The sequence below is a fragment of the Epilithonimonas pallida genome, assembly GCF_900182975.1.
GTDB classification, from domain to species: domain Bacteria; phylum Bacteroidota; class Bacteroidia; order Flavobacteriales; family Weeksellaceae; genus Epilithonimonas; species Epilithonimonas pallida.
In genome coordinates this window covers 97,023-113,429 of the sequence record NZ_FXUO01000009.1, presented here as the reverse complement: position 1 = coordinate 113,429, position 16,407 = coordinate 97,023, and the positions used below count along the sequence as shown (strand labels likewise).

Annotated in this window: 16 protein-coding genes, 3 tRNA genes and 1 pseudogene; 14 read left to right on the top strand and 6 right to left on the bottom strand. The window is 30.4% G+C overall.

Features of this window, described 5'->3' with window-relative positions; translation table 11 throughout:
• Positions 1 to 70: 70 nt before the first annotated feature.
• From QOL71_RS15970 to QOL71_RS15940, 7 genes are all read left to right on the top strand, one after another.
• A complete protein-coding gene (locus QOL71_RS15970; protein WP_283417887.1) occupies positions 71 to 868 on the top strand; it encodes a hypothetical protein in 798 nt (265 codons plus the stop codon).
• 3 nt (positions 869 to 871) lie between these two features.
• Positions 872 to 1,045, top strand: a complete 174-nt coding sequence (locus QOL71_RS15965; protein ID WP_283417886.1) for a hypothetical protein — start codon at positions 872 to 874, stop codon at positions 1,043 to 1,045.
• Positions 1,026 to 2,645, top strand: coding sequence for a recombinase family protein (locus QOL71_RS15960; protein ID WP_283417885.1), 1,620 nt, complete (start codon positions 1,026 to 1,028; stop codon positions 2,643 to 2,645). Before QOL71_RS15965 ends, QOL71_RS15960 begins: the two co-directional genes overlap by 20 nt.
• Before the next feature lie 179 nt (positions 2,646 to 2,824).
• Positions 2,825 to 4,057, top strand: coding sequence for a tyrosine-type recombinase/integrase (locus QOL71_RS15955; protein WP_283417884.1), 1,233 nt, complete (start codon positions 2,825 to 2,827; stop codon positions 4,055 to 4,057).
• 184 nt (positions 4,058 to 4,241) lie between these two features.
• On the top strand, positions 4,242 to 4,538 hold the full coding sequence (locus QOL71_RS15950) for a helix-turn-helix domain-containing protein (protein ID WP_283417883.1): 297 nt from the start codon (positions 4,242 to 4,244) through the stop codon (positions 4,536 to 4,538).
• A complete protein-coding gene (locus QOL71_RS15945; RefSeq protein ID WP_283417882.1) occupies positions 4,535 to 4,945 on the top strand; it encodes a hypothetical protein in 411 nt (136 codons plus the stop codon). The genes QOL71_RS15950 and QOL71_RS15945 overlap by 4 nt, the downstream gene beginning before the upstream one ends.
• 10 nt (positions 4,946 to 4,955) lie before the next feature.
• Positions 4,956 to 5,357 carry a hypothetical protein gene (locus QOL71_RS15940; RefSeq protein ID WP_283417881.1) on the top strand — a complete coding sequence of 134 codons (402 nt, stop codon included), beginning with the start codon at positions 4,956 to 4,958 and terminating at the stop codon, positions 5,355 to 5,357.
• Between the two features lie 331 nt (positions 5,358 to 5,688).
• Here QOL71_RS15940 and QOL71_RS15935 read toward each other — a convergent pair whose 3' ends face one another.
• Both QOL71_RS15935 and QOL71_RS15930 read right to left on the bottom strand, forming a co-directional pair.
• Complete coding sequence (locus QOL71_RS15935) at positions 5,689 to 6,093, bottom strand: hypothetical protein (protein ID WP_283417880.1); 405 nt, start codon at positions 6,091 to 6,093, stop codon at positions 5,689 to 5,691.
• Positions 6,094 to 6,113: 20 nt separating this feature from the next.
• The gene (locus tag QOL71_RS15930; RefSeq protein WP_283417879.1) at positions 6,114 to 7,106 is read right to left on the bottom strand and encodes a hypothetical protein; all 993 of its coding nucleotides are present in this window, start codon (positions 7,104 to 7,106) and stop codon (positions 6,114 to 6,116) included.
• A gap of 512 nt (positions 7,107 to 7,618) precedes the next feature.
• On the opposite strand from QOL71_RS15930, the pseudogene QOL71_RS15925 reads away from it, so the two are divergent.
• The 4 genes and pseudogenes from QOL71_RS15925 to QOL71_RS15910 all read left to right on the top strand — a co-directional run.
• Positions 7,619 to 7,861, top strand: a pseudogene (locus QOL71_RS15925) (7(1) septoil knot domain-containing protein); the annotation flags it as partial.
• Between the two features lie 31 nt (positions 7,862 to 7,892).
• On the top strand, positions 7,893 to 9,557 hold the full coding sequence (locus QOL71_RS15920; RefSeq protein ID WP_283417878.1) for a hypothetical protein: 1,665 nt from the start codon (positions 7,893 to 7,895) through the stop codon (positions 9,555 to 9,557).
• A gap of 53 nt (positions 9,558 to 9,610) precedes the next feature.
• Positions 9,611 to 11,452 (top strand): nucleotidyl cyclase domain-containing protein, encoded by a 1,842-nt coding sequence (locus tag QOL71_RS15915; protein ID WP_283417877.1) that lies wholly within the window; start codon positions 9,611 to 9,613, stop codon positions 11,450 to 11,452.
• A gap of 74 nt (positions 11,453 to 11,526) precedes the next feature.
• Positions 11,527 to 12,894, top strand: coding sequence for a hypothetical protein (locus QOL71_RS15910; RefSeq protein ID WP_283417876.1), 1,368 nt, complete (start codon positions 11,527 to 11,529; stop codon positions 12,892 to 12,894).
• An 88-nt stretch (positions 12,895 to 12,982) separates the two neighbouring features.
• Here the strand turns inward: QOL71_RS15910 and QOL71_RS15905 are convergent.
• From QOL71_RS15905 to QOL71_RS15895, 3 genes are all read right to left on the bottom strand, one after another.
• Positions 12,983 to 13,066: transfer RNA gene (locus QOL71_RS15905), tRNA-Leu, on the bottom strand.
• Positions 13,067 to 13,079: 13 nt separating this feature from the next.
• Positions 13,080 to 13,152: transfer RNA gene (locus QOL71_RS15900), tRNA-Gly, on the bottom strand.
• Between the two features lie 40 nt (positions 13,153 to 13,192).
• Positions 13,193 to 13,274: transfer RNA gene (locus QOL71_RS15895), tRNA-Leu, on the bottom strand.
• A gap of 167 nt (positions 13,275 to 13,441) precedes the next feature.
• Here QOL71_RS15895 and QOL71_RS15890 point away from each other — a divergent pair.
• The 3 genes from QOL71_RS15890 (at position 13,442) to QOL71_RS15880 (ending at position 15,430) form a co-directional block, all read left to right on the top strand.
• Entirely contained in the window at positions 13,442 to 13,822 is a 381-nt protein-coding gene (locus QOL71_RS15890; protein WP_283417875.1) for a DUF3127 domain-containing protein, read from the top strand.
• Positions 13,823 to 13,904: 82 nt separating this feature from the next.
• A complete protein-coding gene (gene aat, locus QOL71_RS15885; protein WP_283417874.1) occupies positions 13,905 to 14,552 on the top strand; it encodes a leucyl/phenylalanyl-tRNA--protein transferase in 648 nt (215 codons plus the stop codon).
• Positions 14,444 to 15,430: a DMT family transporter gene (locus QOL71_RS15880; protein ID WP_283417873.1), complete on the top strand. Its 987-nt coding sequence runs from the start codon at positions 14,444 to 14,446 to the stop codon at positions 15,428 to 15,430. The genes aat and QOL71_RS15880 overlap by 109 nt, the downstream gene beginning before the upstream one ends.
• A gap of 6 nt (positions 15,431 to 15,436) precedes the next feature.
• Here QOL71_RS15880 and QOL71_RS15875 read toward each other — a convergent pair whose 3' ends face one another.
• Positions 15,437 to 16,273 carry a hypothetical protein gene (locus QOL71_RS15875; RefSeq protein WP_283417872.1) on the bottom strand — a complete coding sequence of 279 codons (837 nt, stop codon included), beginning with the start codon at positions 16,271 to 16,273 and terminating at the stop codon, positions 15,437 to 15,439.
• Positions 16,274 to 16,407 lie beyond the last annotated feature (134 nt).

Sequence of the window (16,407 nt, the reverse complement as noted above, 5' to 3'; positions counted from 1 at the left end):
TATTTGAAATAAAATAATATTTTTGTTACATATTAATGTAAAATTTATATCTTTGTTAAAATATTACATTATGGGATTAGATATTGAAAAAGCAAGAAAACAGCAAGAAAGCCTAAGTGACAAAGCATTGCTAGATGTTTACGGAGATTTACCTTTAGAACTTATCCACTTCTTGAAGAATGATGTTTTAAACTATTGCCTGCAAGAATATAAAACAGGAATTAAGCCAGAACATCCTGCAAGAATAGTGAACAGCTGGTTAGCACAAGATGTCATTAAGATACAAGAAGGAGATAAAGGCAAAATAAGAAGGTATAACAGACTAGAGAACATTTGGCTTAATATAGTTTTTGAAGCCCGCAAATTTGGAATCCCAATAGACACCCTAAAAGATGCCAGAAAGACTTTGTTAGAATCCTCAATCAAACATTTTTCGTTATTCAAATTAGAGGTTATTAAAACTCTGTTTGCAATGCCACAAATCTTATATATCCCGATTGAAGGAAATGCAAAACTATATTCATTTGAGGCATATATGAAGTGGTTTCCAAAGGGAAAGTTTCCTGTTCACGCTATTTTCAAGCTGGAGGATTACATCGCTTTAGAATATCCCAATAATGCCTTGTCCGAAGATTTTAAAATTCAAAATCCGTTAGAAGATAAAAATAAAATGCTCCTGCTTTACTTTCTCAAAACAGGAGATTATCAGCATCTCAAATTTCATCTGAAAGAAGGAGATATAAGATTTATTGAAACCTCTCAAAGTTTACTCCAAAACGAAGAAGTAATGAAGTCAATCATTAATTGGGACTTTCAAAAAATTGATATAGCAATCAATGATGAACTGGAGACGAGTATAAAACTTTAAGGTATGGTTACGAAAGAGAAAGCCAGAAAAATTCTACAAAATGAAGGAGAAAATTTTTCTGATGAGGAGATAGAAAAAATTCTTTTTGAACTCCAAAGACAGGCAAAAATAACTATCAAAGAGTTTAAAGCTAATACTGTAAAAACCAAAGTAAAAGATGGAGACCAAAAAGTATAAAACAGCAGTAGGATATTTACGTGTAAGTTCCGCTAGTCAGAAAGACGGCACATCGCTTGAAAGCCAAAAAGAAAGCATCAAAACTTTTTGTATGAATAATAATATTATTCTTCTAAACACTTATGTAGATGTCTACTCTGGTAAAAATTTTAAAAGACCTGAATTTGAAAAGGCGCATAAATTTTTAAAAGAAAACAGAGGAGATATTGACCTTTTTTTAACTAAGAAAGCCGACAGATTTACAAGAGGAGTTAAAACTGGCATTGAAGGCTATGAAGATATTAGGGAATTAGGCATTGAAGTAAATTTTGTTGATGAATGGATTAATGATATTGATTCCGCACAAGGTCAAATGATAATGCATTTAAAATTTACATTTGCTGAATATGAAAGGGCTACTATTAATGAAAGGGCTAGGCTTGGGGAAAATGGGGCAATGAAAAATGGAAGATATATTAAAACTCCCCCTAATGGTTATAAGTGGGGAAGAGTTAATGAAAATGGTACTTTAAAAAAAGGGATAGTACCAAGTGAGAAAGCACCATTAATAAAAGAATTATTTGAAGATTACGCCACAGGTTTATTTACACAGGCAGAGTTAGTTAAAAAATACAAAGCAAAGGGACTAAATATTTCTGAGTCATCCTTAAGCATAACGTTAAGTAATATTTTATACGCAGGTTATATCGACCTTAAAAAGCATAAAATATCTCCTTACAATCTGCAAAAAGGTTTTCATGAAGCAATTATTTCAGAAGAATTATTTTACACCGTACAGGACATTAAAAACGGCAGAAACAGGATGGTCAAAAAAATCCGACCTAAGAATCCCGACTTTCCTTTAAGTGGGTTTCTACTGTGTGCTTGTTGTGGCAGTCCTCTCTATGGAAGCACCAGCAACAATGGCAAGCAGAAAAAAGCATTTCATTCTTCATATAGATGTTCAAAAAACTGTGGAGAAAAATACAGCCCTGAAATTATTCACGAAGAACTATACAGAGTTCTTTCCAAAGCTAAACCTTCAAAAGGCATTCTAAAATTATTTGAAGAGGTTTTAATTGATGAGTATCAAGAAACACTGCAAGAGAGCATTAAACTCTCAAAAAGCATAGAGGACAGAATACATCAAATAGAAAAAGAGCAAATTACACTTGTGGATAAAAACATAAGTGGAATTATTGACGATGGCATGTATTTAAAAATGTCGGAAATGAAAAAATCAGAATTGGTGGAATTGAAATTAAGAAAAAACGAACACAGCGCCTCTAACGATGATTTGAATAAGTTCCTGTCATTCGGGCTTACAGTAATATCAAACCTCGATGATTTTTACAAAAATGCTACTGTAGAAACAAAAGTTCTTTTATTGGGTTCGTACTTCACAGAAAAATTAATTTTTGAAAAAAATAAATTCCGAACCCTTCCTTTCAATGAGGCAATCTCATTACTTTGCAGATATAATCGGGATTTCCAGAGGTTACAAAAAGAAACGGGAGCTGATTCTTCAATCAACTCCCGTTATGTACCCCAGACGGGACTATATTTAATTTATTCAAGTTTTTTTAATTTTAATTTTTTATTACCAAAAACCCAATATTAACAGCACTTACAAGAATTTTAAATTCTAACAAGAAAAATTTAAATCAAATAAAATAAAGAGAAATGTCGGGATTATATCGGGATTATTTATCTTTGCTATCATAAATAATTAAGATGGCGAACATCAAATTTTCTTGTATCAAAAAAAGTAACCCTTCTAATCTTAACATCCGTTTTTATTTGGGTAAAAAGATTGATTGTAATGCGCAGTCTCATATTTTAGTCAATCCAAATGACTGGAGTGAGAAAATGCAAAATTTCAAAGCAAATACCGACATTACTATTAAGAACCATTGTAAACCCCTAATAGACAATCTTAAAAAAGAAATATTAGTAAAATATAATATCGACCATAGTAATGGTGTTATTATAGATTCTAAATGGCTAAAAAAAACCGTTCAGGATTTTCACAAAAGACCAGAAGGAATAGAAGAGCACAAAATCTATTTCGTTCCTTTTGTTGAAAAATTTATAGAAGATTCTAAGATAAGGAGAAATCCTATTTCTGGTAAAACAATAGCCGAAAATACAATTAAGAAGTATGTTACTACTTTAAATAAAATAAAGGAATTTGAGAAGACCTATGACACAAAATTGAGAATTACAGACATAAACATTAAATTCCACGAAAAACTAACCCATTACTTAAAAGATGAACTTAATTATTCTGGCACTTATATTGCCAAAGTAGTTAACCAGATTAAACTATTTGTTCGAGAAGCAAAAGAACAAAAATTGGAAATAAATGATGAGATTGAAAGTAGGAAATTCACGTATAAAACAGACGAAACATTTGATACTTACTTAAACCCATCAGAAATAGACCTCATCTACAACCTTAACTTAACTCATAATGAAAGTTTAGACAATGCAAGAGATTTGTTTATCATAGGTTTATGGACTGGATTAAGGATTAGTGATTTGAAAAATATTAATTATTCCTTATTTACAAAAAATACATTGGTTGTTCCTGAAACTGAGAAAACAGGCAAAATGGTCGAAATTCCAATTCATCCACAAGTTAGAAAAATTCTGGATAAGAGACTAAATGAATTACCAAAAGTTATATCAACTCAAAAATTCAATGATTACATAAAAGAACTATGTAGATTAGCAGGTATAACGGAAGAGGTTTTTGGAAATATCAAAAACCCAATAACAAATAGAAAGGAAAAAGGATTATATGCTAAATATAAACTTATTTCTAGCCATACTGCAAGAAGGAGTTTTGCAACCAACCATTATGGAGAACTGCCGGACAGAACTATTATGGCATGTACTGGACACAAATCACTATCACAGTTTCACAAATATTTGAAAACAACTCAAAAAGACCATATTGAGAAACTTAATAAATATTGGGAACAACAAGATGAACTTAAAAACCCTAAACCTGTTTTGAAAAGAGCATAACCTTTCCTTTATTCATACGAAATCAATAGAATTTATAAATGCACACAATTGTATATCAATAAACTAATTGAAAATTTTTACTCAAAAAATTTGCAAGTAAAATTACATAAAGCTAACTTTACTCTATGTTAAACCATATTATTAGATGTAAATAGACATGTTCTCTTTGCATCTTTCAGACAGAATGCTCCTTAAATCACTATTAAAGGAGGTTGCACTGGAAGTTTTAGAAGAAATTCAAAATAACGATTCTTCTACAAGTGAAAAACTTGACACCAGTTTTACTACTATTGAAGACAAATTTCTAACAAGGGAAGATGTCAGCCAAATGTTAAACGTCTCAATGCAGACACTTAATAACTGGCAAAAAAAACAAATTCTCATTCCTCTTAAAATCGGAAAAAGAGTCCTCTACAAACCAGAGGATGTGGAAAAAGCATTGCAAAAACAAGAATCTAACTCTAAAAATCCTATTATATGAGTGCGATTCGAGTTCAACATTGCGAGTATTCGCAAAGTAAGAAATCCAATGATGTCTATGATTTAGTTGGAGACAAAAAGAGAACTGATATTCATTTTATCAGGGTTGAATTGCCCAAAGAAGAATTTTTAAAAAATCAGCGGGCAAAATATGTAATTCAAAGTTTCAAGGGAAAGAAAAAAATCTTGTTTACTGGTCTTATTCCATTAGGTCAAAATTTCTATTATGGAGACAATGTTAACGCTGATGGAAAGAAGGATTTATTAATTGTCTTTTATAACAAGAGAAGAAAATCCAACTTACAAGTATTCACTTTTAAAAATCGTAATCCTAGAAACAAAATCAATTTCATCAATGAGTTCTTTGAACATCTTATTAGTATGGAATTATTGTTACACACTTTTTAAATCTATTAAAATGAAAAATCAAAATTCGAAAAAAGCCGGGCGAAAACCCGGGTCAAGAAACAGTATCAGACAAGACCTGAGAAAGGAACTAACAGAAATCTTTATGGAACAGTTTACAAGGGAAGTAAGAAACTTTCCCGTAATGGACTATGAGAAAAGAATGAGATTACTGATAGGTATATTACCTTATATACTTCCTAAGGGAAATCTTACACAAGGAGAAAGTGAGATACAGAGTTTTATCTTTGAGAAGATACATCCAGAATTTAGGAAACTAAACTCTTACCTTAATGTAATCCCGAGTGAAAAAAAAGCCTCGATTTTGGTAAGTTTTATCAAAAATCTGAATTTAACCTCATCTCAACAAAATCAAGTCTCAACCCTTATTAATAAAGGGAATAACAGACCTTAGGGGGTTTAAAGAAGTCACTTTTTCGATTATTTTTTTAGGCTACTTTTACCAGTAGCCTATTTTTATTAACTAACTCATTATCAATGCTAATAGGTGCAGAGAAGTACTCAAAACATAGAGAAACCGACAGTCTTAAGAAAACAAAACTAGGATAGACCTCTATTTTTGCGAAAAAAAATTCCAAAATTCACAGTTAAATTTTTAATCTAACAAAAATAAGCCCCACCCTTTAAATTTTATTTTTAGAAAATAAGTAGCAAACTAGGGTAAATACCTATTAGCGAAAAATTCAGGGTTTTAATAGTTAATATTTAATTGGGTGAAGATTAAATTATAGTTTTTCGTTTACGAAATCTCGTAAATCCATTTCTATAAGAGTAAATCCCATTTGCCAAATCGGGTTAGATTCCCAACTTTCACTACTTAGGTTTTCATAAGATTTCTCAATAGTCTTTATCCAAAGACCTAATTGTTTAACATCTTTATCCGCTGGAGATTTTGTATTAAGTAGTGTGTAATCCTTTTTAGCACTTTCTATATTCTTTTTCAAAACCGGCAAAATAGAACTTCTTTCTTTTTGCACATCCTCGGCATTTTTCAAATAATTCAAATCATAGCAGATATTCCATAAATGATTTGTTGCCTTTAGATATTCCTTACTAGATGAAACCTGAGAAAATAACGATGAGGTTACGGAGGAAATAAGAATAAATAATAAAGTAATTGTTGTTTTCATTTTGATTGTTTTATTTTAAATTAAAATTTCGATACTGAAAGTATATTCCCATTTAAGTCAGCCTTAGCAGTTACAGCATTTAAAACAGTTGCACCAAAGGCATTTTTACCTCTAAATGACATCTGCACTATAATATAATCTCCTTTATCTTTGTAAGTAGTATTCACGTGTTCAAAACTAGATGGGTCATTCATAGCACTTTTCACTAGACGTTTTAATTCCCTATGAGAACCATCCCAAGCCGAAAACTGAACTTTTATTTGACGTTTTCTATCAGCCAATGCCTCATTAATTTTTTGCTGACCGGAATCAGGAATAATAATAATTTTTGTCTTTAAGAGGTTATATTTATTATTAAAATTTTGTTTTAATAAACTATCATATTCTTTCTGATATATTTCTCGGTTCATCTCAGCCGAACTCTGCCAATTGCCAGTTGAGGCAACTTTTATTAATTCAAACTTTATTGTATCTCCTGATTTTGATACTGAACTATTTTTAAAATAGTCTCCCTTCCAATCTTTTACAATGTTCTCAGACCATTTAGTTTGAAAATCTTTAAGAGTTTGTATTTCTTCTGGAGTTAATTTATTTGGCTCAACTTCTTTTTTATTAGATTTTGCAATTTCTTTTTGCCTTTCTTCTAATTCTATACTATCAATTTTAGGTTTTAATATTGCAATCTTTGCAAGAGCATCTTTATAATGTGCATCATCTGGTTTTACCCTTCTCAGAAAATAATCTGCATTTTTGTAATCCCTTTTATAATAGCTATCCATACCTTCTTTATAATTATCAATAAAAAAAGAAGCAATTATAGCAGTCGGAAATAAGAGTAGTAGAAATGCGCATGGTAAAATATAGATTACTTTTTTCCAAATAGCTGTCTTGTGTTTCAGCATTCCGTAAATTCCCATTGGCGGAAATAAAAAGAAAAGTACAATCAACAGAATTTTGTTATCATACCATTGTTTAGAATTTGCAGGATTAGTTTGTAGGTTTTCAGTTTCCATAAATAAATTAGTTTTCAAATCTAAATTGAATCCTAAAATAATCTTTACGGAAAACCGTATTTACTGAAAATAAAAACAGCGTATCCATATCACGCTGTAAGTAGAGGCTCGGCAAAAGCCATAGCAAAACAACGGAACGAATACGCCTTTACAGGCGTACTAACAAATCCGTCTTGTTTTGCTAATTGAAATTTTGCCGATTTCTACTTACAAGACTATTTTAGTACGAATATTATTTTACCAAATCAATTGGTATATATTTCTACTACAAATATAATATTTAATTTCACTCAAATTAAATAACTAGACATCATCAATATTTTTTTATGTTTTTCAAGTCGCTCATATTAGCGAGATTTCCGCCGGGCGATTTTCCAAAAATCACAGTAATTTTAATTTAACGGAGATTAAGTATATTTGATTAAACTAAAACTTATAACCTTTGAAAATTATCTACACTCTCCTACTCTTTTTTATAAGTCTAAAAATTTCGGCTCAAAAAAGTTTATTACACGACTTTTAAATCTGATGCAGATTTGGTTGTTTATGTAACTAAGAATAAATCCGATGCAGATATTATTGTAAAGAAAGTACAATACAATGATGAGGTAAAACCCGGATTCTGGAAAGAAGTAAAACAGAAAATGGATGCTGACCTAATTGTTTATATATCTGATAAAAATACTACGGATATTAAGAAAGTGTATTTCACGAAATTTGGGGATGAAGTTAAGTCTTTAATTTTACCATATTAACATAAATATTCTATAATTATTATTTTAACTGATGCCTATATATTTTACTCCTAATGGAAGATTAATTGCTTGGTATGATGAAACAGCAATTAATAAATTTAGACCTTTATTATCTGCCGAATTAATTGAAAAATTTGGACAAGGAAGTTACAATGAGGAAGAAATAAAAAACATTCTTTTCTTTTCATTAGAATGGTTTCAAAGTAATTTTTTGAAAGTACTGAGTACACAAATAGATTCAGCATTTTACCTAGGATTATTTTTACTACACGATTTTTCTTGTCTATTTCATTCCGAAAATCCAAATTATTCTCCGATAAAACAAATGAGAAATCAAGATTTTGCTGTTTATAGAAGAGTTTTGAAGTTATGTCTTGAGCAAGCATGTGATTTGGAACTAAAATCTGGTAAAATAGGAAGTAAAGAATATCTTAAAGAGAAAGAACCTATTATAGATGAATTGCTTTATTTGGGTGATTTTATGTTTGCAATATCAAATCTTTTAGCTGAACAACACCTAGTTGAAGATTGCATTGATTTAAAATTTACGGAGGAAGATTTATTTTATTTTGACCACAAACATCATTATGAGTTTATAATAAATGAATTTGGGAAAATACATCCCGAACATTTGAAAGAAGCTGTTGTGGATGGAAACCATATTCAAGAATTTAAAGATGCATTTAAAAATTGTTTTAAAACAGATTTTAATAATATTCCAACAATCATAGAAGAAATTCATAAGTCATTAGAAGCAGGAAAATATAGTTTTATTGAATGGAAATATTTCGCCATAAATTTAGAACACTTCTTTAAAGTTCCTATTGAAATTGGTAATAAAATATTTGCAGGACTGACATTAACCAGATTAAATAAAATGTCCATCAATGAAGAAATATATAAACCTCATAATCTAAACAAATATCTTTATAGACCTATATTAGTATGGAATGTTGATGGAAATGACTATGCTATTATCAGTCCCGAATCTTTTATTGAAAGTATGGTCTCATTATCAACAAATGCATTTGGGTGGAAAAAATATCCTCTGGAATGGGAATGCCCGTGTTTTGAAGATTATATAAAGTCTCTATATACAAAAAATGATAAAATACTAGAAAATGCTATAGAAAAAATTTTAAAAAATAACAATATCATTTTCGATAGGAATATAAAAAATTTAAAGAAATGGAATAATCAAAATATTAATATTGATAACTCAGATTGTGGCGAATTAGATTTTATTTTTATTCTAAATGATAAAATATTTATAGCGGATAGTAAACACCTAATCAGTCGTTATGATATGAATAATTATAAAAACGATTATGCCTACTTTGAAACGAACAAAAATAATTACAATAAAACAATGAAAAGAAAACTTGATTTTTTATCAAGAAATAAAACTTTATTGGAAGAACATTTTCAAGTAATTCTAAATAGTCATTCATATAAATTACCAGAAATAAATTTAGAAGGTATTTTTATAATTAACACACCAACTTTTATAATGTATAATAATACTTTTAGAATCTATACAATAAAATGGTTTAGGGAATTAATTGAAAATACTTTTCAAGATAAATCTTTTACATTTATGATTGACGAAGAAAGTCAACAAAGGATAATTAATATTGGATATCCATATTTTAGAAAACCAGAATACAAAATTTTTGATTTTGACATTGAAGAATAAACCCTAATCAAATATACATAACCATCACTCTAACAAATAAAACTTAAATGTAAATGGCTATAACTTTAACCTTCAAAATATATAATTTCCCTGATAACTTTGAAGAGGTTCATAAAGAACATTTTGATAAGATTATTTCTGTTTTAAATGAAGCTAATCTATTAAGCCAAAACATTACAGAAATTATTATTACTGATAAAATTGAGGATGAAATTAATTCATACTGCTCAGAAAGAAAATTCCCTATTGAATTAACTAAATCAAGAGAATATAAAGCAATCAGTAAAATTGTTGATTTTGACAAAACAAAAAAAATATTCTTTGATGCTACGGTAGTGAATTTATTAAACAAATATTCTACTCAAATATTTATAGAACAGGCTATTGAAGTTTTCGCAGAAGATATTTTAAATAAAACTTATACAAGAGAATCATTTTACTCAGTCACCACTTCATTAACTGAACTTACAGAAATATTCCTAACTCAATGGCTGAAAATGGCAATCTCAAATATATTGAGGAGTCGTCTCAGTTATGAGAGACAGATTATACATACAACTGTGAAAATTTATATTGACACTTTTAAAAGGAATATAAAGAAATTGCATTACATGTATCAAAAAAATCAAAACCTTGATGATTTCTGGCTAGAAACAACAAAAGAATTAGATAGATTAATCAGAAGATGTCTTGAAGTTAGATTTGACAATGGAGATTTTAAAGATTTACAGGAATTTCAAAATATTATTCCAGAAATCTTAGATAAAATTGAAGTTCAAAAAGAGAACTACTTAGACGATAAAGAAATTGAAGTAAAAGATTTAGTTGAATCAATTTCAGAACTTTTAAAAATTTGTCTCATCAATGTTGAGCATAATTCTAACTTAAAAAGTAACTCAATTAAAATCATTGATTCACCTAAAAAGTTATTTAAAAACAATTTAATAGATACTGAAACTAGAATTGTTGCCTTTATTGATATTTTGGGATTCTCAGCAATAATTGAAGAGTACGATTCTGACGAAACTTCCAATTTGCTAAATGAACTTCACGACACCTTAGACCAAGCAATAAAAATTTCTATAGAAAATATTTTAGACCAAAAAGTTAGAACCGACTTGCAAGAATATTTAGAATACAGGATGTTTTCAGATTGTATTTGTATTTCTCTCCCCTATATTGAATTTGGAAATGATTTTCATCAACAATTTCACTCTTTGGCATTTGTTGTAAAATCTTACCAAATTGCTATGATGCAGAAAGGTTTTTTTGTTAGAGGGGGAATTTCAATTGGAAGCTATTTTTCAGATAAAAATATGATTTTCTCTGGAGGGTTAGTAAAAGCATATAAACTTGAAACCAAAGTGGTCAACCCAATTATTGCGGTTGACAAATCTATAATAGAAAGGTTATCATTAAATTATCTACAGAATGTAGAAGGTCTTTTTTATGAGAACCTATTTATCTTTTCAAATGACAACCCAGATATTATATTTATTAATTCTCTTGATATATTGGATAATTCTGTCAAACATATTGATTATATACAAAATGTTTTATCCGAACTAATTAATGAAAATGAAACGGAAGATAATGACGAAATAGGAAAATTAGGAAATAATCTTTTACAGTTAACAAAATCATTTACTGAGCCACTATACAATCAATTAAAAAATAGTCTAGATAATGAAACTATGGAAGTCGCAAAGAATATAATGTTAGGGTTCGTTAAAGATGCAATTAATAAACATTCCGATTTATTGGAAAAAAATAGTAAAAATGAAGAGTTTGTAAAAGCAATGGAAAAAGTTATATTAAAATATAAATTTCTTGAAGACTGGATTTTATGGACAATGAAAAAAAATGAAAATTTCTCCTTCTATCAATTTAAGTAAAGAAATTAATGGTAAAGAGAAGTAAAAAATATAAGATATTTTTCAATCAATCGGCTATTAACCAAATTGAAACATTGGAAAACAATAACCATAAGGGAAATATTGATTTTAAAAATGACTTGTTCCGGAATTTACCTGAAATCCAATTGAAAAGTTCTTCAAAAAACTATACAATAGAAATTCCAGACATTACACGAAGTTTTTTTGATATTGGATTTAACTTAAAAAATCTATTATTCTCAAACAATAAGATTTCATTTAAACTTGATATGTTTACTTCAAAATATTCAAATGGAAATATTTATGGAGAGGTATATAGAATAAGAAGCACTACTTTTAAATCAAATTTAAAAAAATACTATAAATTAATTATTCCCCTTAATGAAAAAAAAATCGATTTCCTTTATCAACTAAGTAGATATGGATATGCAAGTGAAAATGATAATCATATCTCAACAAATGCTACATCGTTCAATATTGGTAATGAAAACTTTTTCATTATAATCGAGAAAAAAGATGATAAAAGTTATCTAATTGTACATTCAGAGAAAAGACAAATCTATAATGATTTTAGTAAAAAATGTCACAGCATACTGATATGTCTTGGCTATATTACTGGACATTATATCTCAGACAAGGGTTATTATTTCACTTACAATACAAAAAAAATGGATGTTTTCACATCCTATCTATATAGAACATTGAGAGATGGAATGAAAAACTTTTGGCAACCAATTAATTCTAATGCATATTCTTGGGTAGATTCGAGAAATCCTAAAAGAGCTGAAAAAATTTATAAAAAATATAATCTTAGAACTTTAAATAAAAGTGAGTTTTCAAAACTATGTAGTTTATGTATTGAAAACGATGACTTTTTAAGTGTATTATTTCTAATATTGGAATCAAATGATGCAAGTCTAGTATTCCGTCCCGGAGGATACTCTATTGCATTAGAAACATTATCAAATATAATCTCTAGTAAATCTAAAATTAGACAAAAACCTATCACATCCAAAGAAGATTGTAAGAAATTCCAAAATGATTTATACGCAGTTCTTGATAAATATAAAGATTTTGATTCTTTTAAAGATATAGAAACTTTAAAAGGAAAGATTGAATATATAAATCAGATGACTAATCAAGAAAAATTAACAGCTCCTTTCAAAGAGTTGGGAATTAATATAAGCAAGGAAGATTTAGAAGTTGTAAAATCAAGAAATGCATTTCTTCACGGAAGAGTACCAGACTTTAGAAATCTTGGTAAAAATCGAACAATCGAAGAAAAAGATGCTGACCTTTATTACGCATCAGCTAAACTTTATACTTTGTTAAATTTATTAATTCTTAAATATATAGGATATGATAGTTATGTCCTTAATTTTTCAAAACTGTACGAACAAAAAACAAAATATCCTATCAAAGAAGACTATTATAGAAAGTAGCAATTAAAATAATCGGGATTATGTCGGGATTATTTAAAAATAAAAATCCGCAAAATATTTATTTCTAAATAGTTACGGATTTTTAATGTACCCCAGACGGGACTTGAACCCGTACGTCCTTGCGGACACAGGATTTTAAGTCCTGCGTGTCTACCAATTCCACCACCAGGGCAAAGTAGAAAATGAGCGAAAAACGGGATTCGAACCCGCGACCCCAACCTTGGCAAGGTTGTGCTCTACCAGCTGAGCTATTTTCGCATAAAAAAAATTCCTAATTACTTAGAAATTTTTATCGTTGTGCGGATGAAGGGACTCGAACCCCCACGCCTCACGGCACCAGATCCTAAGTCTGGCGTGGCTACCAATTACACCACATCCGCATTATTGAAGAACTTCTTTTCTTTCGTTTTGGTGAGTGCAAATATATAACTCTTTTGTATTCTCTCCAAAATAAAATCAACATTTTTTTAAAGTTTTTTGATCGGACGATTTTTGATTAACATCAATACTTTTTATTACCTTTACACTCTTAAAACATTTTCGAGATATGGAATTAACAGGAACGATAAAGAAAATTTCTGATTTACAAACTTTTAACAGCGGATTTCAAAAAAAAGAACTGGTTCTTTTGACTGAAGAACAATACCCGCAGCCTATTAACATTGAATTTTTGTCAGAAAAAGTTGATCTTCTAAACACCTATAAAGTTGGAGATAAAGTAAAAGTTCATATCAATATCAGAGGTAGAGAATGGACCAGCCCTCAAGGTGAAGTGAAGTATTTCAATTCGATTACAGCTTGGAGAATGGAAAAGGACGGTTCATCTGATTTCAATGAACCAACTGAAGCCGCACCTTCTCACAATTCACCTGCAACTGAAAACAAGAATGTTTTTGCTGAGGATGAAGATGATGACTTACCTTTCTAATTTATAGGAATAATTATCACATACATCCCTGCATTTTAAATTAAGTGCAGGGATTATTTTTGTAAATGCAATATTTGAACTAATGATCTGGCTGGATTCTGATGACATATCTTTTCCCGACCCGGAACTGTATGACCCTGAAAATGGTTTGGTTGCTATAGGCGGTGATCTGAAGCCGAAACGGCTTTGGTTTGCTTATCAATTAGGATTATTTCCTTGGTATAACGAAGATGAGGACATACTCTGGTGGTGTCCCGATCCAAGATTTGTTCTATATCCGGATGCAATCAAAATTTCAAAATCGATGAGAAAAATTCTTAGAGATAATGTTTTTGAGTTTACGGAAAATGAATGTTTCGAAGAGGTGATGCGAAACTGCAAAACTTCAGAACGAAAAGGACAAGACGGAACCTGGATCAATGAAGAACTTATTAAATCATTTGTTACGCTTCATCAATTTGGAAAAGCAAAAAGTTTTGAGGTTTGGCAAAATGGAGAATTGGTGGGAGGTTTTTATGGAGTACAAGTCGGGAATGTTTTCTGTGGCGAAAGTATGTTCTCCAAAGTTTCCAATGCTTCGAAAGCGGGATTTATCCATTTCACAGCCAAATATCAAAATCAATGGGAATTGATCGATTGCCAGATCCATTCCGAACATCTGGAAAGTCTTGGTGCGAAAATGATTCCAAAACAAGACTATCTCAAACTCTTAAAACAACAAAAGCCTTGAATACTGAAAAACAAAAATGGATTCTATTAATAGCATTATCTGTTATTTGGGGATCATCATTTATACTGATAAAAAAATCACTTGAACATTTCAACCCTTTTGAGGTTGGCGCATTACGTGTTTTGATTTCCGGAATCGTTCTAATGCCTTATGCAATTTCTAAAATCAGGCAATTCCCGAAACAACATCTTAAATGGCTGATTGTTGCCGCACTTTCCGGAAACTTCATCCCGATGTTTTTATTTCCGCTGGCCGAAACAGAAATCAGCAGCAGCATTGCCGGCATTATCAATTCTATGATGCCTATTTTTGTGATTATTGTGGGTTCCCTGGTCTGGAAATTCTCAACAACGAGAAAACAACTTATCGGTGTGATGATAAGCTTTGTCGGTGCATGCATCCTGGCTCTCGGAAGCGGTGAAAGCGGTGAAATCAAAATCTACCCCATCCTGTTACTGATTTTGGCAGTTTTGTTATATGCAATCAGCACAACGACAGTAAAATCAAAATTACAGGAAGTTCCTGCAACGATAATGTCTGCATTTGTATTTTCATTCGTGTTGTTTCTCCCATCGTTATTCGCGTTGGTATTTTCAGGATTTTTCAAACATTTTGAAATGAACCAGGACAGTCTTACAGGATTAGGATTTGTGGCGATGTTATCCGTTTTCGGGACTGGACTGGCAATGATGATGAACTATAAACTTCTGAGTATCTCTACTCCACTTTTCGCTTCTACAGTTACTTTGTTAATGCCAATTGTGGCCGTGATCTGGGGAATTCTTGACGGCGAAACTTTGACGACACTTCAGTCTGTTGGAGCATTGATTATTCTGGCCGGATTGATATTTTTGAGAAGTAAGCCTAAATCAGTTTAAATTAAACTATTCTTCAATAGAATCTTTTGACAAAATATATTTGTTCAGCATATGATCTGTTAACTGATGCAGTTCTGTATTATTATCAGGATTTTTTCCGTCCGCAGTAAAAAACTCAACTTCATTCTGATATTTGGAATACCAAATTCCTTTTATTGATCTAATTGTATCTGGCCGGGTAATTTTTTTGAAATTGGCTACTTTTTTAGGATCAATTGCGACTAAATTATCTTTAGTCTGATTACAATCTTCCGGGATGTATTCTTTTCCATTCCAATACATACACTGCTTTGACAAAGTTTGAAGCAGTCCCAGTCCTTGTCCAACATTTTGTGTTTCCGCAACCTTATCATCAGCTTTATACATTTTGCTTCCAACGACCAGGCTTCCACAAAGGATGATGCCAATTATTCCAAGATTGCTTTGTTTGGTGAAAAACTCAGGAAGCTTAAAAACCGGCGCCGTTGTTATATTTACAACAATCTGGGACAACTTTTCCGCTAAAGATTTTGCTTCGTCATCAAAAGTGACATTAACATTGGTAATTGATGAATCATCATTCAACTTGCTGAAATTATGTGTACTACAAAAAGTTTTATAATCTTTATAACCGAGAGATTCACTAAACCAGTCCAAGGTAACATCATCTATATCATAATCTTTGTCCTTTTCCACCAAAGAAGTATAGAACCTGACAAACGTCCTTTCATCCTTTGAAAATCCAAATCTTTTTTCAAATTCCAAACTTAGATAAGACGCGACTGAACTTTTGCTTCCTCTCGGAAGCATTTTTTTTGTCTCATCAAAAACAGTTTTGACTAAAATTTTCTTCTTTTCATACATATAATTTATTTGAAGAATTAAATCGTTGTCCAAATTAGACAAATGCCTGTCCTAAAAATTACGGATTCCCATAAAACATATCATTTTTACGTCCTTATCATGTCCATCGCCTGTCTGGGATCGGACAATCACTT